Origin of the sequence: Pseudomonas sp. GW531-T4, assembly GCF_017349615.1 — a bacterium.
In the GTDB taxonomy this organism is placed as follows: domain Bacteria; phylum Pseudomonadota; class Gammaproteobacteria; order Pseudomonadales; family Pseudomonadaceae; genus Aquipseudomonas; species Aquipseudomonas chlororaphis_I.
The window spans coordinates 1-24882 of the sequence record NZ_JACMZT010000045.1 but is presented as its reverse complement, the minus strand read 5'-3'; the positions used below and the strand labels follow the sequence as shown (position 1 = coordinate 24882).

Genomic DNA, 24882 nt, shown 5'->3' with positions numbered 1-24882 from the left:
GTCAGCGGTTCTGCTGCGGGTTCCACAGGCTGTAGCGCTGCCCGCGGAGAAATTGCCAGAGGCCCATGCTCATGCCGGCCAGGGTCACCAGGACGAAACCGGCCAGGCGAAAGGGTTTGGGCAAGCGCCCGCGCTGATCGAGCAGGCCAAGCATACCGGCGCCATAACCGCACAGCTGGGCGATCAGGCACAGGCTGTAGAAGGCCCCGGCGTTCCACAGCCACAGGTTGCTGAGCAGCAGCGGGATCAACAGCACCGGCGCCAGGCGGCGGATCAGTTTGTGGCTGATCAGCGCGATCGCGTAGAAGCCGTGGCGCCAGGGATTCATCAGGCCACGGCGCTGGGCCAGGCTTTGCAGGCCGCCGACCGTGACCCGCAGGCGTCGGCGGTATTGCTTGCCGACTTCATCCACGCCCTGGTCCAGCACCTGGGCCTCCTCGACGTAGACGATGCGTTTGCCCGCGACTGGGGCGCAGGTGCTGATAAAGAAGTCGTCGTTGACCTCGGCCGGCACCCGCTCGAACAGTTCGCGGCGCAGGGCCAGCAGCGCGCCGTCCGCCGAGACCATGCAGCCGGTGCGGTTTTCCGCCTCGCGCAGCCAGGCTTCGTAGTGGCGGTAAAGGCTGTCACCCAGGCTCAGGGCGTGCCCGGGGGTGGGGATGATCATATGCCCGCCGCAGGCCCCGACTTCCGGATCGGCGAAGGGGGCGAGCAGCTTGCCGAGGGTGTCGCCGGACCATTGGTTGTCGGCGTCGGTGAACACCAGGATCTCGTTGCGCGCCAGTTCCACCGCGGCATTCAGCGCTCCGGCCTTGCCTACTCGCGGCAGGTCGAGCACCAGCACCCGCTGATCGTGGATCGCCAGCGCGGTGGCCACGGTGGCGTCGGTCGAGCCGTCGCTGGCGAGGATGATCTGCAGGTCGGTGGTCGGGTAGTCCTGGGCCAGCAGGGTGCGCAGCTTGTGCTCGATGTGCCGGCTTTCGTTGTGCGCGGCGATGATCACGCTGACCGACAAGGGCGGCCCCGGCTCGACCCGGGGCTTGCGGATAAACAGGCTGATCAGCGCCAGGATCAGCGGGTAACCGACCCAGGCGTAGACCGGCAACAGCAGGCATAACCAGAAGAGTGTCTTAGCCACGATCGGGCCTCACGGCAGTACGGTTGAAAAGGCCCTGCAGCAGGGCAGCGGCGCCCAGGTGCAGGCGCAGCCAGTGCAGCAGCCAGAGTTGCAGGAAAAACAGTGGGTCGCGGTGCCGGTAGCTCTGGCGCAGGGCCAGGCCCAGGGGCGCCAGGGCGCTGCCGAGCAGGGCCAGCAGCGCCGCCGGCCATTGCCCGCCGAGCAGGCAGAGCACGGCCAGCAGGCTGAGCAGGGCGGTGGCCAGGCACAGCAGGGGGAAACGCAACAGCCGCGGGCTCAGCCCGCCATTGCGCAACAGCTGCACATGGCTGCTCTGGCGCCAGAACTCCTTGCCGCTCCATTCGCGCCAGCTGCCCTCGAAACCCCAGTGCTGCACCACGGGTGTGGCCAGGCTCAGCTGACGGGCGCCGGCGCGGTTCAGGCGCAGGCCGAAATCCTTGTCCTCGCCGGTGCGCAGATCCTCGTCGAAACCGCCGATGCGGTTGAACCAGACCCGGGCCATGCACAGGTTGGGGGTGGGCAGCCATTGCAGCAGGCGTTCCTGCTGGTTGCCGGACAGGCTGCGGCGCTGCCAGGCACGGGCGAACCAGGGCGCGCTGCGCGGCGCGTCGCAGTCCAGGGCGAAGACATCGGCGCGCTGGCTGGCCTCGGCGGATTTCCACAGCAGCAGCCAGTTCAGCGGCACCTCGATGTCGGCATCGAGGAAGGCCAGCCAGTCACCGGTCGCGCAGGCCGCGCCACGATTGCGCAGGGCGCCGATGGACAGCCCGGGGTAATGCAGCACCCGCGCGCCCTGGTCCATGGCCAGTCGCGGACCGTTGTCGCGCGAGCCGTTGTCGACCACGATCAGCTCGCATTCGAGCCCCGCCACGGCGGCGGCGCTGCTGACGCTGTCCAGGGTACGCACGATATGCCGCGCCTCGTTGTACATCGGCACGATCACGCTGATCCGTTTCATGCTCGGCGTTCCTTGTTCCTGACCGGTAGCCGCTGCCGCAGCGCATGGCCTGTGTAGCCGCTGCCGAGCCTGCGAGGCTGCGATCGGTTGCGTAGCAAGCGCAAAGCCTGAGTCCGCGATATGTCTGGAGAAACGCGTCGGCAGGTCTTGCGGCCGCTACGCAGCCGATGCGCGGCGGCAGCGGCTATAGGGTTCGCGGTGGCCGTGTAGCCGCTGCCGAGCCCGCGAGGCTGCGATCGGTTGCGCAGCGACCGCAAAGCCTGAGTCCGCGGTCTGCCTGGATAAACGCGTTGGCAGGCCTTACGGCTACTGCGTAGCCGATCGCAGCCTTCGGCAGCGGCCACAGGGTTCGCGGTGGCCGTGTAGCCGCTGCCGAGCTTGCGAGGCTGCGATCGATTGCGGAGCAATCGCAAAGCCTGAGCCCTCGATTTGCCTGGAGAAACGCATCGGCCGCCCTTGCGGCTGCTGCGCAGCCGATCGCAGCCTTCGGCAGCGGCTACAGGGTTCGCGGTGGCTGTGTAGCCGCTGCCGAGCCTGCGAGGCTGCGATCGATTGCGCAGCAAGCGCAAAACCTGAGTCCGCGACCTGCCTGGAGAAACGCATCGGCAGGCCTTGCGGCTGCTGCGCAGCCGATCGCAGGCTGCGCCAGCGGCTACAGGGTTTGCGGTGGCCGTGTAGCCGCTGCCGAGCCTGCGAGGCTGCGATCGGTTGCGCAGCAATCGCAAATCCTGAGTCCGCGATATGTCTGGAGAAACGCGTTGGCAGGCCTTGCGGCTGCTGCGCAGCCGATCGCAGGCTGCGCCAGCGGCTACAGGGTTTGCGGTGGCCGTGTAGCCGCTGCCGAGCCTGCGAGGCTGCGATCGGTTGCGCAGCGACCGCAAAGCCTGAGTCCGCGATCTGCCTGGGTAAACGCATCGGCTGGTTTGGCGAGCGCTGCGCGCTCGATCGCAGGCTGCGCCAGCGGCTACAGGGTTCGCGGTGGCTGTGTAGCCGCTGCCGAGCCTGCGAGGCTGCGATCGGTTGCGCAGCAAGCGCAAAGCCTGGGTCCGCGATATGTCTGGAGAAACGCGTTGGCAGGCCTTGCGGCTGCTGCGCAGCCGATCGCAGGCTGCGCCAGCGGCTACAGGGGGTGAGTACATCGTCATGGGCGGCACTCCGGGGCTTCGGCCTGGCGGCGCAGGACGCTGGACAGGGCCAGGAAGATCCACAGGTATTTGTGGTTCGGCGCGCTGAGGAACAGCAGGAACACCGCCAGGGCCAGCAGGCTCAGACCCAGGTGGGTGGCGATGTCGGCCTGGTCCTGCCGGCCCTTGTGCAACCAACCGAGCCGTGCCCGTTCGAAGTTGCGCAGGCCCATCAGCAGCAGGGCGACAAAGCTCAGGCCGCCGGGAATCCCCAGTTCGCTGAACAGCTCCAGGTAAGTGTTGTGGGCGCGCCGGTAGAGGTCCGGCTCGTTCATGTTCTCCGAGAAGCCGCTGGCAAAACCGGTCTGCGCGTAATGGATCGGGAAGGTGCCCAGGCCCGAGCCGAGCAGCGGGTTCTCGCGGATCATCTGCCCGCCGACCACCAGGTACGAAGTGCGCCGGCCCAGGGAAGTGTCAGCGGAGTGAGAGCCGGACTTGAGCAGGCTCAGGGACTGGATCCGCGCCACGTAGTCCGCCGGCAGCGCGGCGATCCCTAAGGGCACGACGATTGCCACGGCGAACATGACGAACCCCAGGTGCTTGGGCCGCAGCCGCTGCAACCGATGGCGGTAGTGCCAGGCGCCGATGGCGATGGTGAACAGCACGACCAGCAGCCCGGAGCGCGAGTCGGTCTTGGTCATGCCGGCCATCAGCGTCAGGGTCACCCCGGCCCAGAACAGCCGCAGTGGCCAGTGTGGGTCGCGCAGGGCCAGGAGGATCGCCGGCGGCACCGCCATGGCGATCAGCAGGGCGAAGTAGTTGGCGTCCTGCAGCAGGCCGATGGCCCGGCCGCCGACCTGGTACTTGGCCGAGAACAGGGCGATCACGCAGGTGGCGGCCACACTCAGCGCCAGCAGGCGGCAGAGCATCAGCAGGTTGACCTCGCGGCCGATCAGCAGGGTCACGAAAAACAGCACCAGGCCCACCGCCAGTTCCCGCAGGCTGCCCAGGGATACGTCGAGGTTCTCGCTGTACATCAGGCTCAGCAGCAGGCACAGCAGGAACGGCAGCAGCGCCCGCCACAGGTTGCTGCGCAGCCGCGTCTCGCCGATCTGGCGCATCAGCAGCTTGAACAGCAGGATCAGGATCAGCGAGGCCCCCAGCAGCTTGGCCGCGGAAAAAGAGCTGTCCTTGAACAGGCCTTCGAACGGCACCAGCGCGCAGATGCCCAGCAGGCCCCAGCCGGTGCGGCGGTACAGCAGCGCCAGGCCGAACATCCCGACCACCACCAGCGGCGCCAGGTAGGGCCAGGGGCTGGCGAGCAGCAGCAGGCAGGCCAGCCCCAGCAGGGCGCCCAGGGAAAGGGAGGCGATCATCGGTTCCAGGCCTCGCTGGCCGCGCGGTACAGGGCCTGCCAGCGCAGGGCCAGGCGCGGCAGGTGATAGTCGCGGCGTTGCCGCTGGCGCGCCGCCAGGCTCAGGCGTTCACCCAGGTCGGGGTCGTCCAGCAATTCGGCGATATGCCCGGCCAGCTCAATGCTGTCCAGCGGCCGGGCGAGCAGGCCGCTGACGCTGTGTTCGATCACATCGGGAATGCCGCCGACGGCAAAGGCGGCGATCGGCGTGCCGGCCTGCATGGCTTCGAGCAGGATCATCGGCGTGCCTTCGGTGCGCGAGCTGAGCACCAGCACGCTGAGGCGATGCATCCATTTGCTCATGTTGTTCTGGTAGCCCGGCATCAGGATCTGCAACGCCAGGCCGGCGTCCTGGATGCGCTGGCGCAGCAGGTCGCTCAAGGGCCCGTCGCCGAGCAGCACCACCTTCAGCGCCGGGCGTTGCTGGCACAGCGGGATCAGCGCGTCGAGAAACAGGTCCGGGCCTTTTTCCTGGCTCAGGCGGCCGACGAAGCCCACCAGCGGCGCATTGCGGTCGCGCAGGTTCTGGTCGGGGATGCACTGCTCGGGCAGACCGTTGGGGATCACCTGCAGTTTCTCCGCCTCGACCCCCGCCTGGCGATGCAAGCGGGCGATGCTCTGCGCCACGCAGGCCACCCGGCGCACCGTGTGCCGGCGGCACAGGCGCAGGCTGAGCCAGGTGTAGAACTTCTGCTTGGCGCTGCGCGGAGTGAACCCGTGCTGGGTCCATACCAGCGGCAGGCCCAGGCGCCAGGCGCACAGCAGGGCAAACAGCTGGGCCTTGAAATTGTGCGCATTGAGCAGCACCGGCTGTTGGCCCAGGTGGCTGAGCATCGCCCGCAGCCCGCTGCAACTGTGGCACTCGACGCCGCCCGCGCGAAAACGCTCGAGCAGGGCCGGCGGCGCGTCGATGAACAGCACCCGATGCTGCCCGGGCATGCCCCGGCAATGATCCAGCAGCATGCGTTCGGCGCCATAGAAGCCGCCGCTGTGGATCACATGGACAATCGGCAGGTCGGCCATGAGCCTCTCGCGTTCCGTGCGGTTCACTGCTTGGCCCAGTGCCAGAGCCACTGCCAGGTCCAGCGCGGGTAGGGGTTGACCACCGGCGCCTGCACCGCGTCGAGCACCATCAGCACCGGCAGGTTCAGGTGGTCGCCGACCTGGGCCGGATGCTTGAAGCGGTGATCGAAGAACTCGTAGACGTAGCCCAGGGCAATCGCCAGCAGCAGGCCGGTAAGCAGGCCCAGGGGGATGATCAGCATCGGTTTGGGGAACGCTGCCTCGCTGGGTTCATAAGGCTGGCTGAGCACCCGGGCGTTGGACAGCTCGCCATTGATCAGGCGCTCGCCGCGGCTTTCTTCGTAGCGCTGGGTGTAGGTGAAGAAGGCCTTGTGCAGGGCGTCGATCTCGGTGTCGAGCTGGCGCAGCTTGCTCAGCACTTCCTGCAGGTCGCGCACGCGGGTCTTGTATTCGTTGATCCGCGCGGTCTTCTGGGCGATCACCGAGTTGGTGATCTGCAGGTCGCTGGTGCGCTCGCGCACGCGGTTTTCCACGACCTTGAGGAACTGCGCGCGGGCGCGGACGATCTGCTCGCGCTGCTGCTGCATCGGCACGCTGTCGGCGCGGTAGGTGTCGGAGGTGGTGCCGTACTGGCTCACCAGGTTGGTCAACTGCTCGCCCAGCTGTTTGATCTCGCGGTCCTCGTAGGCCACGTTGTCCACGGTGTTGGCGAAGGCGAAGGGGAAGGTGTAGTCGGTCAGGCTGCCCTTGCGCGCGGCCTTCAGGTTGTTTTGCAGGTAGTCCAGGCGGCGCTGGTTCTCCAGGGCCTGGTCGCGGTAGCCGTTGAGCGACTGCTCCTCGGTGTTGATCGCGTTCAGGCGGAAGGTGATCTCTTCCTTGGGATCGGAGGCATGGGCCGCTTCCAGCAGGGCCTGGCGCAAGCCTTCGAGGTCGTCCAGGCGCTCCTGGTACTGGACTTTCTTCTGCTCGAAGAAGGCCTGCGGCAGCTCGTTGGATTGCAGGTCCTGGCGGTTCTTCAGGTAGTTGGCCAGCAGGCGCTCGACGAAACGCGTGCCCTGGGTCGGGTCGGCGCTGGCGTAGACCACCGAGATCACGTTGGAGCCGGGCAGGGTGGCGATCTTCAGGTCCTTGACCGCCTGGTTGGTCATGGCGTCGAGGGCGGTGTCGCGCACCGGCTCGATCTTCAGGCCCAGGGCTGCGCGCAGCGGGGTGGTCACATGATCGCGCAGCGGATTGAAGAGCAGCCGGGCGAGCAGGCCCTCGCCGTCGCCGAACTCGCCGGCCTCGCGCAACTGGCCGATGGTTTCGCGGATCAGCGTCGGCGAGCGCAGGATATTGCTCTCGGTTTCCATGTCCGCCAGGGACGGCGGGATGAACTTGTCGCTGTCCGGGGTGAGCACGGTATTGGCGTCGCTCTGCGACAGCTTTTTCGACTGCACTATGACTTCGGCGGTGATCTCGTAGCTCTGGCGCAGCACCAGCGGCAACAGCAGGGCGATCACGGCGAAGCCGAGGAACACACGTTTGATCAGCCGGCGATTGACGAAGAACACGAGGAGGAACTCGTGCAGGTAGTTTTCGATTCTGTTCATCGCGGGAAGGCTCAATTGTTGTCCGATTCTTTGTTGTCGACGCGGTAGCCGAAGCTGAAGCCGACGCCCTGGAACATGATGATGTCCGCCAGTTGCTTGCTGAACGCGCCGGCCTTGGCCAGGCGGGTCTTGGGCACATAGAGCAGGTCGTCCGGCTGCAGGTAGGCGAACTGCGCGGCGTTGCGGTCCAGGGCGGCGGCGACGTCGTAGGTGCGGGCCTGCACCTGGTTGCCGGTGCGGCGCATGATCACCACCGAGTCCAGGCGCGCGGTGGGGCCGGCGCCCTTGGCCAGGGTCAGGGCCTCGAGCACCGACACCGGGCGGCGGATCGGGTAGGCGCCGGGCTGGCCGACTTCACCGAGCACGAACACTTCGTTGGCCGCCGTCGACTTGAGCAGCACGTCGGCGCTGACCTGGCCGACTTCCTTGGCGTAGCGCTGGTTGATGGTCTTCTGCAGCTGGCTGAGGGTCATGCCCTGCAAGGACATGGCACCGAGCAACGGGAAGCTGGCGCGCCCGTCCGAGCCGACGGTGATCTCGCGGCTCAGGCCCGTGGCCGGGTTGGTCAGGCTGGTGCGCAGGTTGTCCAGCTGGGCCATGGCGTGGGAAATCGAAAAGGTCACCTGGGGTTTCTTCAGCACCCGCGCATAGGCGCTTTCCAGGGTCCGGCGCGCCTCTTCGGCGGTCAGCCCGGCAACCTGTACATTGCCGACGTAGGGCATCTCGATGCTGCCGTCGGGCAATACCAGCTTGTTGCCGCCCAGCTCGGCGGCGCTGAGGAACGAGACGTCGACCTGGTCGCCCGGCTGCACCCGATAGCGGGTCTGGCTGGTGCTGCCGATGTGGAAGATCACGTCGAGCACGTCCTGGGGACGCAGGACCTGCTCCACCGGCAGCACTTCGGTCATCTGGCCCTGGCCGGCGTCGGCGCTGAGGACCTGCACCGGCATTTGCTCGACGTCGGGGCTGGAACAGCCGGCGAGGGCGGCCAGCAACAGGCAAAGGGGGAGCGCTTGAGGTTTCATGTGCAGACTTTCCTTGTGCCGGTCAGAGACGGTCGTAGACCCATTTGGGCATGTAGTACTTGCGCGCGTTGAACACGCTGCCGATCAGTTTCGCCTCGGCCTGGACCAGCCGTTGCGCGGCGGCCTGGGCCACTTCCCAGCGGGTTTCCTCGCTGCGCACCACCAGCACCACGCCATCGACCTGGGTACTCAGGGTGAGGAGGTCGCCGTTGCTGTACACCGGGTCGCCGTCGACGATCACGAAGCGGTACACCTCGTTGAGCGCGGCGAACAGTTCCCGCAGCGGCTGGCTGGTCAGGCGTTCGCTGTACTGCTGGCGACGCCCCAGGGGCAGGAAGTCGAAGCCCGGGGCGCCGGGATGCTCGATGCAGGACGCCAGGCTCGGCGGCTGCTCGGCCAGCACCAGGTCGAGGAAGCCCGGGTTCTGTTCCAGGCCCAGGCGTTGGGTCAGGCTGTCGTCGGCGAGGCTGGTGTCCAGCAGCAGCACCCGTCCGCGGCTGGTGCGCGCCAGCTCGTTGGCCAGGGCCAGACTGCTGGTGGTCACGCCGCTGTTGCGATTCGGCGCGGTAAGCAGGATCACCCGCAGTTGCTGGTCGAGTACGGTCACGGCCAGGTTGCTTTCGGTGGGGGTCTGGATCTCCAGACTGGCAAAGGTTGCAGCCGCCATTTCAACTTGCTCCGTGGCCGTTGAGGACTTTGAGAGGGGTTTTGAGCAGGATCTTCAGGTCCAGCCAGGGGCTCTGCTGAAAGATGTAGGTCATGTCCAGGGTCACCCGGCCGTCGAAATCCACATCGCTGCGCCCGGACACTTGCCACAGGCCGGTGATGCCGGGGTAGATGCTCAGGCGGCCGAGATGGTGTTCCTTGTAGGTCTGGGCGTGGAACGAGGTCGGCCGCGGGCCGACGATGCGCATCTGGCCGAGCAGCACATTGATCAGGTTCGGCAGCTCGTCGAGGCTGGTGCGCCGCAGGAAACCGCCGATCCCGGTGATCCGCGGGTCGCGGTCGATCTTGAAGTCCACCGAGTCCGGGCCGTGCTTGTTCAGGTGGCGCACCGAGTCCTTCAGGGATTCGGCGTTGACCACCATGGTGCGGAACTTGTACATGCCGAAACGCCGGCCACGAAAGCCGGTACGCAGCTGCACGAAAAACACCGGGCCGGGGCTGGTCAGCTTGATCAGCAGGGCGATCGCCAGCAGCAGCGGCGCGATCAGCAGCAAAATCAGCGCGGCCAACAGGGTCGAGGTCAGGCGCTTGCTCAGGGACAGGGTCCAGGGGCAGCCGCCGCGGCGACCGGTCAGCCAGCCACGGCGTTGCAGCTCGACGGCGGCCTCGACCTTGCGCCGGAACGGGTCGTTGCGCCGGTCGATATGGACGGGGCCGGCAGCCGGCGTCGGCTTATCGGGAACAGAAGGCGCGGGCGATGAGAATGGTCTCTCCATGTCCATCGGGGTATTTCCATAGGCAGTGGGTAGAAGCGGCGAGCGGGTTCGCCGGTGCAGCTCGGTGTGATTCGTCAGTCCCGTGGCGGCCGGTAGTAGCTCTGGAACCAGTCGACGAAGCGTCCCAGGCCTTCGGCCAGGGGCACCTGCGGGCCGAAACCGGTGACGTTCTCCAGGGCGCTGGCATCGGCGCAGGTGTTCAGCACATCGCCGGGTTGCAGCGGCAGGTACTCGACCAGCGCCTTGCGCCCGAGCAGTTGCTCCAGGGTGGCGACGTAGTCCTTGAGTTCCACCGGGCGCTGCCCGCCGATATTGAACAGGCGCCAGGGCGCCATGCTGGTGGCCGGGTCGGGCTGGTCGCGGTTCCACAGCGGGTCGCGCACTGGCGGTTTACCCAGCAGCCGTACCAGGGATTCGACTATGTCGTCGATGTAGGTGAAGTCGCGCTGGTGCATGCCGTAGTTGAACAGCTTCAGCGGCCGGCCTTCGCAGATGGCCTGGGCGAACAGGATCGGCGACATGTCCGGGCGGCCCCAGGGGCCGTACACGGTAAAGAAGCGCAGGCCGGTGGCCGGCACGTCGAACAGGTGGCTGTAGCTGTGGGCCATCAACTCGTTGGCCTTCTTGCTCGCGGCGTACAGCGACAGCGGATGGTCGACGTTGTCGCTGACCTTGTACGGGGTGTGATGGTTGGCGCCGTACACCGAGCTGGACGAGGCGTAGATCAGGTGCTCGACCGGGTAGCGCCGGCACATTTCCAGCAGGTTGAGAAAGCCGCCGAGGTTGCTGTCCAGGTAGGCCTTGGGGTTTTCCAGGGAATAACGCACCCCGGCCTGGGCCGCCAGGTTGATCACCACCTGCGGGCGGACCTGGGCGAACAGCCGGTCGAGGGCGTCGGCATCGCTCAGGTCCAGGCAGTACAGCGGGAAGGCGCCCACCTGTTGCTCGACCCAGCGCACCCGGTCGCGCTTGAGTTGCGGGTCGTAGTAGTCGTTGAAATTATCCAGCCCGGTGACCTGATGCCCATCCTTGAGCAAACGCAGTGCGGTATGGGCGCCGATGAAACCGGCGGCCCCGGTGATCAGGATATTCATGCGTAGAGCGCCCCCGGTAGACGATAGGGTAGTCCGATGCTCAGGTAATGCAGGCCGGCATCCGCCGCCTGTTGCGGGTTGTAGAGGTTGCGCCCGTCGACGATCAGCCGTGCCTTGAGGCGCTCGCGCAGCTGGTTGAAATCGACCACGCGAAAGGCCTTCCACTCGGTGCAGATCACCAGCGCATCGGCGCATTGCAGGGTGTCGTCGCGGGTCGCGCACAGCTGCAGGTCGGGGCGGTAGCCGTACAGGCGCCGGCATTCGGTCATGGCTTCCGGGTCGTAGGCATGCACCGTGGCGCCGGCCTCCCACAGCGCTTCCATCAGGTAGCGGCTGGTGGCTTCGCGCATGTCGTCGGTGTTGGGCTTGAAGGCCAGCCCCCAGAGGGCGATGACCTTGCCGCGCAGGTTGTCGCCCAGATGCGCCTTGAGCTTGCGGAACAGCACGTGGCGCTGCTGCTCATTGACGTCGCGCACGGTCTTGAGCATGTGCGGCTCCAGGCCATGGCTCTCGGCGGTGTGGATCAGCGCCTTGAGGTCCTTGGGGAAACACGAGCCGCCAAAGCCGGCGCCCGGGTAGATGAAGTGGTAGCCGATCCGCGGGTCGGCGCCGATGCCCTTGCGCACGGCGCTGATGTCGACGTCCAGGCGCTCGGCCAGGTTGGCCATTTCGTTCATGAAGCTGATGCGCGTGGCGAGCATCGCGTTGGCGGCGTACTTCACCAGCTCGGCGCTGCGGTTATCCATGAACATCAGGCGGTCGCGGTTGTGATTGAACGGCGCGTACAGCTCGCTCAACTGCTGGCGCGGCTTGTCATGGGCGCAGCCGACGATGATCCGGTCCGGGCGCATGCAGTCGGCCACCGCGCTGCCTTCCTTGAGGAACTCGGGGTTGGACACCACATGCACCCTGAGCTCGGACTTGCCCAGGTCGGTGAGCTGCTCGATGACGGTTTCCAGCACCAGGTCGGCGGTGCCCACCGGCACCGTGGATTTGATCACCAGGGTCTTGTCGCTGTGCATCAGGCGGGCGATGTCGCGGGCGACGGCAATCACATGGTCGAGATCGGCGGAGCCGTCTTCGTTGGACGGGGTGCCGACCGCGATGAACATCAGCTCGCCATGGTTCACCGCGTCCTGGGCCAGGGTGGTGAAGGACAGGCGGCCGGCTTTCAGATTGTCTTCGATCAGCGTCGTCAGCCCCGGCTCGTGAATGGGCGCGATGGCGCGCTGCAATTGGGCGACTTTCTGGCCGTCGATGTCGACACAGACCACGTTGTGGCCGACGTCGGCCAGGGCGACTGCTTGTACCAGGCCGACGTAGCCGGTACCAAAAACGCTGACATCCAAGGGAGGAACCTCATCCGTGATGGGTAATGAGTGAGTTTTTTCTGCCCACTTCTTAAAGAACTGAATAGGTGCAAGTCCTTTTCGCGTTCTTTTTTTGACACTACCACAGCATGGAGACGGTTAATTGGCGTTTTGCCGTGTTGTATAAATGACGATGGCGTTTTGGATCCTTTTATAAATTAATTAATTATTTTTAAAATCAAATAGATAGGTAGTCTGAAAGGGTGGTGAAAGCATTGTGTCAATTCCTTGATACAAAACTCGTAAGGGCAAATAAAGCCGACGAACGGTAGTTTTTTGAGTGAAAAAAACAGCGTTTTTATCGTCGGCGGACGCTTGCTTGGATCCAAAACTTCTGGAATCGCCCAATGAATGGCGCCTCGGTCAAGGGCCTCCACGACGGAAAAAAGTGTTGGAAATGATCGCTTTATCGCAGGCGGGGCAGTGCGCTGGAAGAGCGCGGGAAGTGCCAAAGGCTGTAGCAGCTTCAGACTAAAGTCGAGTGTAGCCCGTCAAAGCCATCTGCCATCATTGCGGGTCAACATTGATTTGATCAATTCACCTGGCCAGAAATGATTCGCCAGATGGATTGCTATTGCCTTTCTTTCATCCGCGTTACCGATGCACTGCTGGAGCTTTTCATGCGTCCCCCTTTCCCTTTGCTGCACTCATTCCGACCGCTGCGTTATCCAACGGTGGGCCTCGGCGCCCTTTGCCTGTGCGCGGGTTTTACCGCCCAGGCCGAGGCCGCGGGCTTCTTCGAAGACAGCAGCGCCAAGCTCGAGTCGCGCACTATCTACTTCAACCGTGACTTCCGCGACGGTCATACCAGCAACGATCAGGGCGCCTCCAAGCGCGAAGAGGCGGCCCAGGGCTTCATTCTCAACCTGCAATCGGGCTACACCGAAGGCACCGTCGGTTTTGGTATCGACGCGCTGGGCATGCTCGGCTTCAAGCTCGATTCCAGCCCCGACCGCAGCAACAGCGGCCTGCTGCCGTCCAGCGGCCAGGACCCGCGGGGCTCCAAGGACCAGTACGCCAAGCTCGGCCTGACGGCCAAGGTGCGCGTGTCGCAGAGCGTGCTCAAGTACGGCGCGCTGCTGCCGGACCTGCCGCTGCTCAAGTACAACGACGGGCGCCTGCTGCCGACCCTGTTCAATGGCGCGATGCTCACGTCCAAGGAGATCAAGGACCTGACGTTCATGGCCGCGCGCCTGGACCGCTACACCGCCCGGGATTCCACGGACGCCCAGGACATCCGCGTGCACTGCAAGAACAAGCGTTACGCCTGCAACGTCACCGCCGACCATTTCGACATGTACGGCATCGACTACAAGTTCAACGACCGCCTGACCGGCCAGTATCACTACGGGGAGCTTGCAGACATCTACCGCCAGCACTTCATCGGCCTGCTGGCCAACCAGCCGCTGGGCCCGGGCGTACTCAAGGCCGACCTGCGCCTGCTCAAGAGTGCCGACAGTGGCGCCGAGCGCGCCGGTTCCATCGACAACCGCGCCCTGAGCGGCATGCTCGGCTACGCCATCGACGGCCACACCTTCAGCGCCGGCTGGCAGCGCATGAACGGCGACAACTCGATGCCGTACCTCGATGGCAGCAACCCGTACCTGGTCAACTACGTGCAGGTCAACGACTTCGCCGCTGCCCAGGAGCGTTCCTGGCAGCTGCGCTATGACTACGACTTCAAGGCCATCGGCATCAACGGCCTGAGCTTCCTGACCCGCTATGTCAGCGGCGACCATATCAAGGTCCCGGGCAGCGACCAGGAAGGTCGCGAATGGGAACGCGACAGCGAACTCAAGTACGTGGTGCAGAGCGGCACTTTCAAGGACGTCAGCCTGCGTTTGCGTAACGCCACCTACCGCAGCAACTACGAGAAGTTCGCCCGGGACGTGGACGAGACGCGGCTGATCGTCAGCTACAACTTCTCGATCCTCTGACGGCGCTGCCGGAAGCTGAATCCGCGAGCTGCCTGGATAAACGCGTCGGCAGGCCTTGCGGCTGCTGCGCAGCCGATCGCAGCCTTCGGCAGCGGCTACAGGGGATCGCGGTGTCTTGTAGCCGCTGCCGAGCTTGCGAGGCTGCGATCGGCGGCGCAGCCGTCGCAAACCCGGTAACCGCGTTGCATCAGGTACACCGCGTGCGCTGGTTGGGCGGCTGCGTTGCAGCCGGTCGCAGCCTGCGCCAGCGGCTACAGGGGATCGCGGTGTCTTGTAGCCGCTGCCGAGCCTGCGAGGCTGCGATCGGCGGCGCAGCCGTCGCAAACCCGGTAACCGCGTTGCATCAGGTACACCGCGTGCGCTGGTTGGGCGGCTGCGTTGCAGCCGATCGCAGCCTCGCGGTGCTCGGCAGCGGCTACGGAGCGCGAAGGAGGCGGGGAGATCCGCGTCAGGCGCTTACAACCAATCCCAGAAGCGGCTCCAGAAGCCGCGGTTCAGTTCTTCCCGGCAACCGGCGTATTGCTGGCCGTACAGGCTGGAGCGGCTTTGCACCTTCATCGCCACGGTCTGCAGCCAGGGCTTGGCCGCATAGGTCTGCCGGCGGTAGCCGCCCCAGCCTTCGTGGTAGTTCAGGTACTGGCGGTAGGCGTCCTGCTTGGTCACGCCGTTGACCCGCGTGGTCTGGTCCATGTACCAGCCGATAAAGTCGGTGGCGTCGGCGAAGTTGGTGCGGCTGGCCCAGTAGTTGTCGCCCTTGCGCTGATAGTCGCCCCAGACTTCGTCCTTGGCTTGCGGGTAGCCGGCCGCCGTGCTGACCCGGCCCCAGGGAATCACCCACAACAGGTATTTGCGTGGCGGCAAGGCGTCCTGCTTGAAGCTCGATTCCTGGTAGATGATCGACAGCGGCACCTGGATCGGCACCCCCCATTTCTCTTCGGTGGCCTTGGCCGCCTTGTACCAGTCGCTTTTCTCGCGAAAGATTTCGCAGATGTCGTTGGGGTTGGCCGGCGGCGAGGTCGCACAGCCGGTCAGGACGAGGGGGAGTACTACGGCGGCATAGGCGAAGCGGGTCAAAGGCAAGGCTCTATTCGGGTCGATGGGAGCGCCGCGTGGCGCTCCTGCGATCAGTTCAGTTGGTGGCGATAGGGCAGGTCCGGTCCGGTCTTGCCACAGGTCAGCGCCGCGGCGCGGATGGCGAACCTGAGCATCTGGTCGATCTGGTCCCGGCTCAAGCCCGCCACACCCTCCAACGAATCCAGCTGTCGTTCGGTCAGCCAGGCAATCAGAGCGGCCTGGAAGGTGTCGCCGGCGCCCACGGTGTCGGCCATCTTAATCGGCATGGCTGGCGCCGACCAGCGGCCATGTGCCCGACTGAACACCGTCGCGCCCTCTGCGCCGCGGGTCAGGAACACCAGCTGGCAGTGATGCTGCAGCCAGCCTTCGATCACGTGCTGCGGGTCCTGGTCGGGGTAGAGCAGGTGCAGGTCCTCGTCGCTGACCTTGATCAGGTCGGCCAGCCGGACCAGGGTGTCGATGCGCTGGCGCCACAGCTGGATGTCCGGGGCCGGGTTGAGGCGCACGTTGGGGTCGAGGCTTATCAGGCGCTGGCCACGCTCGCGGCGCACCAGTGCCAGCAGGGTGTCGGCGATCGGTTGCACCACCAGGGAAAACGAACCGATGTGCAGGCCGCGCACCCGACTGTCGAGCGGCGGCAAATCGGCCAGTTGCAACTGGCGGTCGGCGCAGCCTTCGCCACGGAAGCTGTATTGCGGCGAGCCATCGGCGCCCACCGCGACCATCGCCAGGGTGGTCGGTGCCTGGACGTGCAGCAGGTAGTCTTCGCTCACGCCTTCGTCGCGCAGCACCTGCAACAGGCGCCGGCCGAGGTAGTCGGTGGACAGCCCGGCGAACAGCGCTGCGTCCACGCCCAGGCGGCGCAAGCCCACCGCGACATTGAAGGGTGAACCGCCGGCGATTGCCTGGAAGTTGACCCGCGATGCCCGACCGCTGGCATCGTCTTGGCTGAAAAAATCGAACAGTGCTTCACCACAGACCAGGTACATAGTCATTCGCTCTTCAAAAGGGTTGCCACATGCTGTTGGTAGCCTTCATAGGCTTGCTGGTAGGCCGCGACATTGGCCGCTATCGGCAAGGTTTCGCTGCTTGCATCGAGCCTCACGCAGCGCTGGCACAGCTGTGCCAGGCTCTGTGCCTGGCCGCTGTGGTGGGACTGGCACCAGGCCGCCTGGATCGCCGCGCCCAGGGCCGCGGCTTCGCTCTGCTCGGTGCAGACCACCGGGGTGTGCATGATATCGGCGACCATCTGCCGCCACAGCGGGCTTTTCGAACCGCCGCCGATCAGGCGGATGCTCTGGCTTTGCAGGCCGTTGTGACGCAGCAGGTCCAGGCCGTAGCGCAGGCCGAAGGTGGTGCCTTCGACCACCGCGCGGCACAGGTTGGCCCGGGTCAGGTTGTTGGCGGTCAGGCCCAGCAGGCTGCCGCTGGCATGGGGCAGGGCGGGGACCCGCTCGCCGTTGAGGAACGGCAGCATGCACAGGCCCTCGGCGCCGATCGGCGCCTGCGCCACCCGTTGGTTGAAGGCGTCGATATCCAGCTCGAACAGTTCGCGCACCGCGCTCGTGGCATTGGTCAGGTTCATGGTGCAGATCAGCGGCAGCCAGCCGCCGCTGGAGGAACAGAAGGTCGCCACCGCGGCGTCCGCGCTGACCCGGGGTTGCTCGGCATAGGCGTACAGGGTGCCGGAAGAACCCAGGCTCATGGTGATCGCCCCGGGCTGGATATTGCCGGTGCCGATGGCCCCCAGCATGTTGTCGCCGCCACCGCTGGACACCAGCGCCTGCGGGTTGAGACCCAGTTGCCGGGCGATCTCCGGCAGCAGGGTGCCCACTGGCTGGTGGGCTTCGAGCAGTTCCGGCAAGGCGGCTTCCAGGCGGCCGTCGGGGTCGATGTGCCTGAGCAGCGCGAGGTCCCATTGCCGGGTCCGCACATTGAAATAGCCGGTGCCCGAGGCATCGCCGTATTCGCTGCAGCAGCGGCCGGTCAGCCAGTAGTTCAGGTAGTCGTGGGGCAGCAGCACATGGGCGATGCGCTGGAAGATCTGCGGATGCTGCTCCCGGGTCCACAGCAGTTTCGACACCGTGTAGCCGGGGGCAATCGCCACGCCGAGGCGCTCCAGGGAGCCCTGTTCGCCGCCCAGATGATCCAGCAGGCGCTGGTTCTGCGGGGTGGATTCGGTGTCGCACCAGAGCTTGGCCGGGCGCAGCACCTGGCCCTGTGGGTCGAGCAGGACCAGGCCGTGCTGCTGGCCGGACACGCCGATGCCGAGGATGTCCTGGCCGCTGATACCCGCGGCCAATAAGGCCCGGCGGGTGGCCAGGGCGAACGCCTCGCGCCATTGCCCGACGTCCTGTTCGCGGCGGCCATTGGCGCCGCTGATCAGGCTGTGGGGTGCCGCGCCCAGGCCCAGTACGTCACCGCTGGCGGCGTCGAGGACGACGGCCTTGGTGCCCTGGGTGCCGCAGTCGATGCCGAGGAAAAGCTGTTGCGTCGTCATGGATGAACCTGCACAAAATTCAAATCAAACCCACTGTAGCCGCTGCCGAGCCTGCGAGGCTGCGATCGATTGCGGAGCAATCGCAAAACCTGAATCCGCGATCTGCCTGGAGAAACGCATCGGCCGCCCTTGCGGCTGCTACGCCGCCGATCGCAGCCTTCGGCAGCGGCTACAGGGTTTGCGGTGGCGGTGTGGCCGCTGCCGAGCCTGCGAGGCTGCGATCGGTTGCGTAGCAATCGCAAAATCTGAGTCCGTGATCTGCCTGGAGAAACGCGTTGGCAGGATTTGCGGCTGCTGCGCAGCCGATCGCAGCCTTCGGCAGCGGCTACAGGGCCCGCAGTGGCCGTGTAGCCGCTGCCGAGCCTGCGAGGCTGCGATCGGTTGCAACGCAACCGCAAAACCTGAGTCCGCGATCTGTCTGGAGAAACGCGTCGGCAGGATTTGCGTCGGCTACGCCGCCGATCGCAGCCTTCGGCAGCGGCTACAGGATTCGCGGTGGCCGTGTAGCCGCTGCCGAGTCTGCGAGGCTGCGATCGGTTGCAACGCAACCGCAAAACCTGAGTCCGCGATCTGTCTGGAGAAACGCGTCGGCAGGCCTTGCGGCCGCTGCGCAGCCGATCGCAGCCTTCGGCAGCGGCTACAGGGTTTGCGGTGGCTGTGTAGCCGCTGCCGAGCCTGCGAGGCTGCGATCGGTTGCGTAGCAATCGCAAAATCTGAGTCCGTGATCTGTCTGGAGAAACGCGTTGGCAGGATTTGCGGCCGCTGCGCAGCCGATCGCAGCCTTCGGCAGCGGCTACAGGGTTTGCGGTGGCTATGTAGCCGCTGCCGAGCTCGCGAGGCTGCGATCGATTGCGTAGCAATCGCAAAACCTGAATCCGCGATCTGCCTGGAGAAACGCATCGGCGACAGGCAAGCATCAGCGGCCCCTGGCCAATACCCGCTCCAGGGTGCGGGTCACGCCGTTGTCGCGCAGGCTGCTGTAGCAGCGCTCGAAGGCCGCGGTGAATGCCGCGCTGGCGGGGATCGCCGTGCCGAAGATTTCCTCGACCGCCAACAGCCGCTGGCCGATCAGTGCGTCATCCGCCACCAGCGCCTGGCAGAACGCGGCCCGTGGGTCGGGAATGGCGTAGGTGTCGCCGTTTTCGTCCACGCCCTTGAGGTACAGGGCCCAGGCGGCGACCACCAGGGCGGCGCGCTCGGTGTCGCGGCCGTCGGCGATCAGGCGGTTGAGGGTCGGCACGGTGAACTTGGGCAGCTTCGACGAGCCGTCGGAGCAGACCCGCTCCAGCTGGTCGGCAATCGCCCGGTTGGAGAAGCGCGCCACCAGGGTGTCCTTGTAGTCGTCCAGGTCGATGCCCGGCACCGGCGCCAGTTGCGGGGTCACGTCCAGGTCCATGTAGGCGCGCATATAGGCGACGAACAGCGAGTCGGCCATGGTCTCGTGGACAAAACGATAACCCTTGAGGAAGCCCAGGTAGGTCAGGGCCAGGTGGCTGCCGTTGAGCAGCTTGATCTTCATCTCCTCGTAGGGCGTGACGTCGTCGGTGAATTGCACGCCGACCTTTTCCCAGGCCGGCCGGCCGCTGACGAACTGGTCTTCCAGCACCCATTGCGCAAAGGGCTCGCAGACCACCGGCCAGGCGTCGTCGATGCCGTGCTGGTCGTGCAGTTGCAGGCGGTGGGCGGTGCTGGTCATCGGCGTGATGCGGTCGACCATGGCGTTGGGAAAGCTGACGTTGGCGGCGATCCAGTCGTGCAGGTTGGCGTCGCGCTGGCGGGCGAAGGCCAGCAGCGCCTTGCGGGTCACCGCGCCGTTGTGCGGCAGGTTATCGCAGGACATCAGGGTAAAGGCCGGGACCCCGACTGCCCGGCGCTGGGCCAGGGCCGCGCAGAGAAAACCGAACACGGTCTTCGGCTGCTGCGGGTGGGCCAGGTCATGCTGGATCTGCGGCAGGTGGGCCATGAACTCGCCGCTGCTGTCGTCGATGCAGTAGCCACCTTCGGTGATGGTCAGCGAGACGATACGGATCTGCGGGTCGGCCAGTTTGTCGATCAGCGCCTGGGCGCCGTCCTCGGCCAGCAGCATGTCGCTAATGGCGCCGATCACCCGCACTTCGGCGGCGTCGCTGTCGCCCAGCTCGAACAGGGTGAACAGGCAGTCCTGGCCGGCCAGGTCGTCGCGGGCGCGGCGATCCTCGGCGCGCAGGCCGACCCCGCAGATGCTCCAGTCCAGGCCTTCGCCGGTGTTCATCAGGGCATCGGTGTAATAGGCCTGGTGCGCCCGGTGGAAACCACCGACGCCGATATGCACCATGCCTTGCCGGGTCTCGGCCAGGTCGTAGGCGGGCAGCCGCACTTCAGGGGCCAGGCGGTGGAGGTTGTGTCGGTTCAGTTTCATCGTTCGGTTCTCGTTCAGGCGGCGGCGCGCAGCGGCCTGGCCACGGCCACGCCGTCGGCATCGAAGAGGTGGCAGTGTTCGGCATCCAGGTGCAGGTTCAGTTGCTGGCCATAGGCGCTGGCCAGGTCGCCGCGGATACGCAGGGTCAGGGCTTCGCCGGAAGCGGTGCGGACATGGCAGAAGGTGTCGCTGCCCAGGCGCTCGCTGACGTCGGCGGTGACCTGCAGGGTGCAGTCGCCGGGGCGGGCCAGTTCCAGGTGCTCGGGACGGATGCCCAGGGTCACCGGGCTGCCGACGCTCAGGTGGGCGCCGCGCTGTGGCAGCTGGATGCGGGTGCCGGCCTCCAGCAGCACCTCGCAGCCCTGGCCATCGACCCGGCTCAGCCGGCCCTTGAGGAAGCCCATCTTCGGCGTGCCGAGGAAGCCGGCGACAAACAGGTTGGCCGGGCTGTGGTACAGCTCCAGCGGCGAGCCCACCTGTTCCACGCGGCCGCCGTTGAGCACCACCACCTTGTCGGCCAGGGTCATGGCTTCGACCTGGTCGTGGGTCACGTAGATCATGGTCGCCTGCAGCTCTTTATGCAGGCGCGCCAGCTCCAGGCGCATCTGCACCCGCAGCGCGGCGTCGAGGTTGGACAGCGGCTCGTCGAACAGGAAGATCTTCGGGTTGCGCACGATGGCCCGGCCGATGGCCACGCGCTGGCGCTGGCCGCCGGACAGCTGCTTGGGCTTGCGCTCCAGCATCGGCCCCAGTTCGAGGATGCGCGCGGCCTCGTTGACCTTCTGTTGCACCTCGGCTTTCGCCACACCGGCCAGGTCCAGGGCGAAGGACATGTTCTTGCGCACGCTCATGTGCGGGTACAGGGCGTAGGTCTGGAACACCATGGCCAGGTCGCGCTTGGCCGGGCTGACCTCGGTGATGTCGCGGCCATCCAGTTCGATGGTGCCGCCGCTGACTTCCTCCAGGCCGGCGATCAGCCGCAGCAGGGTGGACTTGCCACAGCCCGAGGGGCCGACGAAGACCACGAACTCCTTGTCGCGCACCTCCAGGTCGATGCCCTTGATGATGGAAAAACCTTCGAAGCCTTTTTGCAGATTCTTGATTTTCAGGTTGGCCATGGAATCTCTCCGGATTTCAGAATTTCGGTGTAGCCGCTGCCGCAGGCTGCGATAGGCACCGCAGGGGCCTCGGCGTCTGTGTGGTCGCTGGCGAGCCTGCGGCTCGATCGCAGCCTTCGGCAGCGGCTACAGGGTTTGGATCAGCGTTGATCAAGGGTGGCGTTCGGGTTATTTCACGGCGCCGAAGGACAGGCCGCGCACCAGCTGTTTCTGGCTGATCCAGCCGAAGATCAGGATCGGCGCGCAGGCCAGGGTCGAGACCGCCGAGAGCTTGGCCCAGAACAGCCCTTCGGGGCTGGAGTAGGAGGCGATCAGCGCGGTCAGCGGCGCGGCGTTGGACGAGGTCAGGTTCAGCGACCAGAACGCCTCGTTCCAGCACAGGATCAGCGACAGCAGCACGGTGGAGGCCAGGCCGCCCTTGGCGATCGGCAGCAGCACCCGGAGCATTTCCTGGCCCAGCGTGGCGCCGTCCAGCCGCGCGGCCTCGAGGATGTCCCGGGGGATGTCCTTGAAGTAGGTGTAAATCATCCAGACCACGATCGGCAGGTTGATCAGGGTGTAGATCACGATCAGCGCGATGCGCGTGTCCAACAGGCCAAAGCTCTTGGCCAGCAGGTAGATCGGCATCAGCACGCCCACCGGCGGCAGCATCTTGGTCGACAGCATCCACAGCAAGGTGCGCTTGGTGTTACGGGTCTCGTAGAAGGCCATGGAATAGGCCGCCGGCACCGCGATCAGCAGGCACAGGGCGGTGGCGCTGAAGGAGATCACCACCGAGTTCCAGGCGAAGGCCAGGTAATTGCTGCGCTCGTTGATGTGCAGGTAATTCTCCAGCGTCGGCGTGAAGATGAACTGCGGCGGCGTGGCGAAGGCATCGATTTCGGTCTTGAAGCTGGTCAGCAGCATCCAGAAGATCGGGAAGAAGATCAGGATCGCGATGGCCCAGGCCAGGGTGCCGAGCAGCAGGCTTTGCAGGCGGCGGGATTGTTGCAGGGTCATGGCGCGCACCTCAGGGCTTGTCAGTCAGGTTTTTGCCGAGCATCCGTACCAGGATGATCGCGGCGATATTGGCGATGACCACGGCGATCAGGCCGCCGGCCGAGGCCATGCCCACGTCGAACTGCACCAGCGCCTGGTTGTAGATCAGGTAGGCGAGGTTGGTCGAGGCGTAGCCCGGGCCACCGTTGGTGGTGGTGAAGATTTCGGCGAACACCGAGAGCAGGAAGATGGTCTCGATCATCACCACCACCGCGATGGGCCGCGCCAGGTGCGGCAGGGTCAGGTGCCAGAAGATCGCGATGGCCCCGGCGCCATCCAGGCGCGCGGCTTCCTTCTGCTCCTGGTCCAGCGACTGCATGGCGGTCATCAGGATCAGGATGGCGAACGGCAGCCACTGCCAGGAGACAATGATGATGATCGACAGCAGCGGGTAGTGGGCCAGCCAGTCCACCGGCTGGGCGCCGAACAGCTTCCACACGGCGGAGAGAATTCCCGACACCGGGTGGAAGATCAGGTTCTTCCAGATCAGCGCGCCCACCGTGGGCATGATGAAGAACGGCGAGATCAGCAACACCCGGACGATGCCGCGGCCGAGGAACTCGCTGGCCTCCAGCAGGGCGCTGATCAGTACCCCGAACACCACGCTGATCAGCAGCACGCTGCCCACCAGCAGCAGGGTGTTGCCGGCCCCGGGCAAAAAGCCCGAATCGCTGAGGAAGTAGCTGAAATTCTCAAGTCCCACGAACTGGTTTTCCCCGGGGTACAGCAGGTTGTAGCGGATCAGCGAGAAGTACAGGGTCATGCCCAGCGGCACGATCATCCACAGCAGCAACAACGCCACCGAGGGGCTGACCAGGAACCAGCCGGGGTTGAGCAGGCGGCGCTTGCGCGCGACCTGGGGCATTGGCAAATGAGTTTTGGCAGTCGAGGTATTCATGGCGATCACAACCGTTCAGGTACGCGTAACGCGGTTCCCTGTAGGAGCGAGCTTGCTCGCGATGGTCGTCAACGATAACGCGCCCAACCTGGGTGAATGCGCTGTCTTGACGTTTTTCGCGAGCAAGCTCGCTCCTACAGGTTTTGGGGGATTACTTGGGATAGCCGGCGCGTTTCATTTCGCGTTCGGTGGTCTGCTGCGCGGCGGCCAGGGCCTGGTCGACCGTGGTCTGGCCGATCAGCGCGGCGGAGAACAGCTTGCCGACCTGGGTGCCGATGGCCTGGAACTCGGGAATGGTCACCAGCTGGATGCCGATGTAGGGCACCGGCTTGAGGGTCGGCCTGGTCGGGTCGGCGACCTTCAGCGATTCCAGGGTCACCCTGGCGAACGGCGCGGCCTGCAGATAGGCCTCGCTGTAGGTGGAGGCGCGGGTGCCTGGCGGTACGTTGGCGATGCCGTCTTTCTCGGCGACCAGGGCCCCGTACTCCTTGGAGGTGGCCCAGTTGGCGAAGGTCTGCGCGGCATCCTTGGCCTTGGAGCTGGTGGGGATCGCCAGTGCCCAGGAGTACATCCAGGCGCTGCCCTTGTCGGTCACCTGGTGCGGGGCGTAGGTAAAGCCGACGTGTTCGCTGACCTTGCTCTGCGACTTGTCGGTGACGAAGGAGCCGGCGACGCTGGCGTCGACCCAGATCGCGCACTTGCCGCTGTTGAACAGCGCCAGGTTCTCGTTGAAACCGTTGCTGGAGGCGCCGGGCGGGCCGGCCTTTTTCATGGTGTCGACGTAGAAGGTCAGGGCGTTCTTCCATTCGGTCCCGGTGAATTCCGGCTGCCACTGCTCATTGAACCAGCGCGCGCCGAAACCGTTGGCCAGGGTGGTGATCAGGGCCATGTTCTCGCCCCAGCCGGCCTTGCCGCGCAGGCAGAGGCCGTACTGCTCCTGCTCGGGCTTGTTGAGCTTGCCGGCGAATTCGCCGATCTGCTCCCAGGTCGGGTGCTCGGGCATGACCAGGCCGGCGTCCTTGAACAGGTCGGTGCGGTAGTAGGTCATCGAGCTTTCGGCGTAGAACGGCAGGGCGTACAGCGTACCCTTGGCCGACAGGCCTTCGCGCACCGCGGGGAAGATGTCCTGCAGGTCATAGGCGGCGGGCAGGTCCTGCATCGGTTGCAGCCAGCCCTTGGCGCCCCAGAGGGCGGCTTCGTACATGCCGATGGTCAGCACGTCGAACTGTCCGCCCTGGGTAGCGATGTCGGTGGTCAGGCGCTGGCGCAGCACGTTCTCTTCGAGCACCACCCAGTTCAGCTTGATCTCCGGGTGCTCGCTCTCGAAGGCTTTCGAGAGTTTCTGCATGCGGATCATGTCGCTGTTGTTGACGGTGGCGATGGTCAGGGTCTGGGCGCCGAGGCTGACGCCGCTCAGGGTCATGCAGGTGGTGACGAGCAGGGCGGTAATGCAGGGTTTCATCGTGCACTCCTCTTCCGGGCCCGGTGGGCAGCAGAAGGACGGTTATTGTTGTTGTGTCTTCCGGATGCAGGGAAGAATGTGCGGCTGATTACAGCCCTCAACGCCCGCGCTGACAAATCATCCCTGACACTCGAATCGATACTTTTTTGCACTGCGATGAAATCCTTCGCCCGGCGCAAGCCGCCATGGGCCAGGGATTCGCCCGTTCGCGCCGGGTAAAACCGGGGAGATTGCGTATTGGTTTTTTTGCCGTGGCGGCCTGGGCCGGAGAACGGCG

General features: G+C 65.5%; 20 protein-coding genes. 1 reads left to right on the top strand and 19 read right to left on the bottom strand.

From position 1 onward, the window contains the following. Position 1 precedes the first annotated feature (1 nt). The 10 genes from J4D28_RS26005 to J4D28_RS25960 all read right to left on the bottom strand — a co-directional run bounded on the left by J4D28_RS26005 (position 2) and on the right by J4D28_RS25960 (position 12159). Positions 2-1138, bottom strand: coding sequence for a glycosyltransferase (locus J4D28_RS26005; RefSeq protein ID WP_103331220.1), 1137 nt, complete (start codon positions 1136-1138; stop codon positions 2-4). After that, positions 1131-2096 (bottom strand): glycosyltransferase, encoded by a 966-nt coding sequence (locus J4D28_RS26000; protein ID WP_103331221.1) that lies wholly within the window; start codon positions 2094-2096, stop codon positions 1131-1133. The genes J4D28_RS26005 and J4D28_RS26000 overlap by 8 nt, the downstream gene beginning before the upstream one ends. Positions 2097-3237: 1141 nt before the next feature. Next, positions 3238-4596 carry an O-antigen ligase gene (locus tag J4D28_RS25995; RefSeq protein WP_103331222.1) on the bottom strand — a complete coding sequence of 453 codons (1359 nt, stop codon included), beginning with the start codon at positions 4594-4596 and terminating at the stop codon, positions 3238-3240. Next, positions 4593-5657 (bottom strand): glycosyltransferase family 4 protein, encoded by a 1065-nt coding sequence (locus J4D28_RS25990; RefSeq protein ID WP_103331223.1) that lies wholly within the window; start codon positions 5655-5657, stop codon positions 4593-4595. The genes J4D28_RS25995 and J4D28_RS25990 overlap by 4 nt, the downstream gene beginning before the upstream one ends. 23 nt (positions 5658-5680) lie before the next feature. Then, on the bottom strand, positions 5681-7249 hold the full coding sequence (locus J4D28_RS25985; RefSeq protein WP_038632291.1) for an LPS biosynthesis protein: 1569 nt from the start codon (positions 7247-7249) through the stop codon (positions 5681-5683). A gap of 11 nt (positions 7250-7260) precedes the next feature. Further along, positions 7261-8274, bottom strand: coding sequence for a polysaccharide biosynthesis/export family protein (locus J4D28_RS25980; protein WP_009048934.1), 1014 nt, complete (start codon positions 8272-8274; stop codon positions 7261-7263). Between the two features lie 22 nt (positions 8275-8296). Next, positions 8297-8941 (bottom strand): CpsD/CapB family tyrosine-protein kinase, encoded by a 645-nt coding sequence (locus J4D28_RS25975; protein WP_009048935.1) that lies wholly within the window; start codon positions 8939-8941, stop codon positions 8297-8299. A 1-nt stretch (position 8942) separates the two neighbouring features. Beyond that, the gene (locus J4D28_RS25970) at positions 8943-9716 is read right to left on the bottom strand and encodes a sugar transferase (protein WP_009048936.1); all 774 of its coding nucleotides are present in this window, start codon (positions 9714-9716) and stop codon (positions 8943-8945) included. 74 nt (positions 9717-9790) lie between these two features. Then, on the bottom strand, positions 9791-10810 hold the full coding sequence (locus J4D28_RS25965) for an NAD-dependent epimerase (protein WP_009048937.1): 1020 nt from the start codon (positions 10808-10810) through the stop codon (positions 9791-9793). Further along, positions 10807-12159: a UDP-glucose/GDP-mannose dehydrogenase family protein gene (locus J4D28_RS25960; RefSeq protein WP_009048938.1), complete on the bottom strand. Its 1353-nt coding sequence runs from the start codon at positions 12157-12159 to the stop codon at positions 10807-10809. The genes J4D28_RS25965 and J4D28_RS25960 overlap by 4 nt, the downstream gene beginning before the upstream one ends. A 641-nt stretch (positions 12160-12800) precedes the next feature. Between J4D28_RS25960 and J4D28_RS25955 the strand changes: the two genes are divergently transcribed. Further along, positions 12801-14117, top strand: coding sequence for an OprD family porin (locus J4D28_RS25955; RefSeq protein ID WP_103331245.1), 1317 nt, complete (start codon positions 12801-12803; stop codon positions 14115-14117). 456 nt (positions 14118-14573) lie between these two features. Here the strand turns inward: J4D28_RS25955 and J4D28_RS25950 are convergent, their stop codons facing one another. The 9 genes from J4D28_RS25950 to J4D28_RS25910 all read right to left on the bottom strand — a co-directional run. Then, positions 14574-15191 carry a hypothetical protein gene (locus J4D28_RS25950; RefSeq protein ID WP_103331224.1) on the bottom strand — a complete coding sequence of 206 codons (618 nt, stop codon included), beginning with the start codon at positions 15189-15191 and terminating at the stop codon, positions 14574-14576. Positions 15192-15241: 50 nt separating this feature from the next. Further along, positions 15242-16180 carry a carbohydrate kinase gene (locus J4D28_RS25945; protein WP_103331225.1) on the bottom strand — a complete coding sequence of 313 codons (939 nt, stop codon included), beginning with the start codon at positions 16178-16180 and terminating at the stop codon, positions 15242-15244. Between the two features lie 2 nt (positions 16181-16182). Then, a complete protein-coding gene (xylB, locus tag J4D28_RS25940; RefSeq protein WP_103331226.1) occupies positions 16183-17691 on the bottom strand; it encodes a xylulokinase in 1509 nt (502 codons plus the stop codon). A gap of 916 nt (positions 17692-18607) precedes the next feature. Then, positions 18608-20089 carry a mannitol dehydrogenase family protein gene (locus J4D28_RS25935; RefSeq protein ID WP_103331227.1) on the bottom strand — a complete coding sequence of 494 codons (1482 nt, stop codon included), beginning with the start codon at positions 20087-20089 and terminating at the stop codon, positions 18608-18610. A gap of 14 nt (positions 20090-20103) precedes the next feature. After that, positions 20104-21207 carry an ABC transporter ATP-binding protein gene (locus J4D28_RS25930; protein ID WP_103331228.1) on the bottom strand — a complete coding sequence of 368 codons (1104 nt, stop codon included), beginning with the start codon at positions 21205-21207 and terminating at the stop codon, positions 20104-20106. 168 nt (positions 21208-21375) lie between these two features. Next, a complete protein-coding gene (locus tag J4D28_RS25925) occupies positions 21376-22206 on the bottom strand; it encodes a carbohydrate ABC transporter permease (protein ID WP_028683916.1) in 831 nt (276 codons plus the stop codon). 10 nt (positions 22207-22216) lie between these two features. Beyond that, positions 22217-23143, bottom strand: a complete 927-nt coding sequence (locus J4D28_RS25920; RefSeq protein WP_103331229.1) for a carbohydrate ABC transporter permease — start codon at positions 23141-23143, stop codon at positions 22217-22219. Positions 23144-23294: 151 nt separating this feature from the next. After that, complete coding sequence (locus J4D28_RS25915) at positions 23295-24566, bottom strand: sugar ABC transporter substrate-binding protein (protein WP_371920938.1); 1272 nt, start codon at positions 24564-24566, stop codon at positions 23295-23297. Between the two features lie 35 nt (positions 24567-24601). Next, positions 24602-24882 (bottom strand): hypothetical protein (locus J4D28_RS25910; protein ID WP_207246476.1); only part of this gene is annotated, 281 nt, incomplete at its 5' end.

Bases quoted from the DNA above. Each gene is read 5' to 3' on its own strand.
- J4D28_RS25970 (WP_009048936.1), bottom strand. From the start codon at position 9,716: ATGGAGAGACCATTCTCATCGCCCGCGCCTTCTGTTCCCGATAAGCCG.
- J4D28_RS25955 (WP_103331245.1), top strand. From the start codon at position 12,801: ATGCGTCCCCCTTTCCCTTTGCTGCACTCATTCCGACCGCTGCGTTAT.
- J4D28_RS25915 (WP_371920938.1), bottom strand. From the start codon at position 24,566: ATGACCCTGAGCGGCGTCAGCCTCGGCGCCCAGACCCTGACCATCGCC.
- J4D28_RS25995 (WP_103331222.1), bottom strand. From the start codon at position 4,596: ATGATCGCCTCCCTTTCCCTGGGCGCCCTGCTGGGGCTGGCCTGCCTG.
- J4D28_RS25965 (WP_009048937.1), bottom strand. From the start codon at position 10,810: ATGAATATCCTGATCACCGGGGCCGCCGGTTTCATCGGCGCCCATACC.
- J4D28_RS25935 (WP_103331227.1), bottom strand. From the start codon at position 20,089: ATGAAACTGAACCGACACAACCTCCACCGCCTGGCCCCTGAAGTGCGG.
- J4D28_RS26000 (WP_103331221.1), bottom strand. From the start codon at position 2,096: ATGAAACGGATCAGCGTGATCGTGCCGATGTACAACGAGGCGCGGCAT.
- J4D28_RS25975 (WP_009048935.1), bottom strand. From the start codon at position 8,941: ATGGCGGCTGCAACCTTTGCCAGTCTGGAGATCCAGACCCCCACCGAA.
- J4D28_RS25980 (WP_009048934.1), bottom strand. From the start codon at position 8,274: ATGAAACCTCAAGCGCTCCCCCTTTGCCTGTTGCTGGCCGCCCTCGCC.
- J4D28_RS25925 (WP_028683916.1), bottom strand. From the start codon at position 22,206: ATGACCCTGCAACAATCCCGCCGCCTGCAAAGCCTGCTGCTCGGCACC.
- J4D28_RS25945 (WP_103331225.1), bottom strand. From the start codon at position 16,180: ATGTACCTGGTCTGTGGTGAAGCACTGTTCGATTTTTTCAGCCAAGAC.
- J4D28_RS25985 (WP_038632291.1), bottom strand. From the start codon at position 7,249: ATGAACAGAATCGAAAACTACCTGCACGAGTTCCTCCTCGTGTTCTTC.
- J4D28_RS25920 (WP_103331229.1), bottom strand. From the start codon at position 23,143: ATGAATACCTCGACTGCCAAAACTCATTTGCCAATGCCCCAGGTCGCG.
- J4D28_RS25930 (WP_103331228.1), bottom strand. From the start codon at position 21,207: ATGGCCAACCTGAAAATCAAGAATCTGCAAAAAGGCTTCGAAGGTTTT.
- xylB (WP_103331226.1), bottom strand. From the start codon at position 17,691: ATGACGACGCAACAGCTTTTCCTCGGCATCGACTGCGGCACCCAGGGC.
- J4D28_RS25990 (WP_103331223.1), bottom strand. From the start codon at position 5,657: ATGGCCGACCTGCCGATTGTCCATGTGATCCACAGCGGCGGCTTCTAT.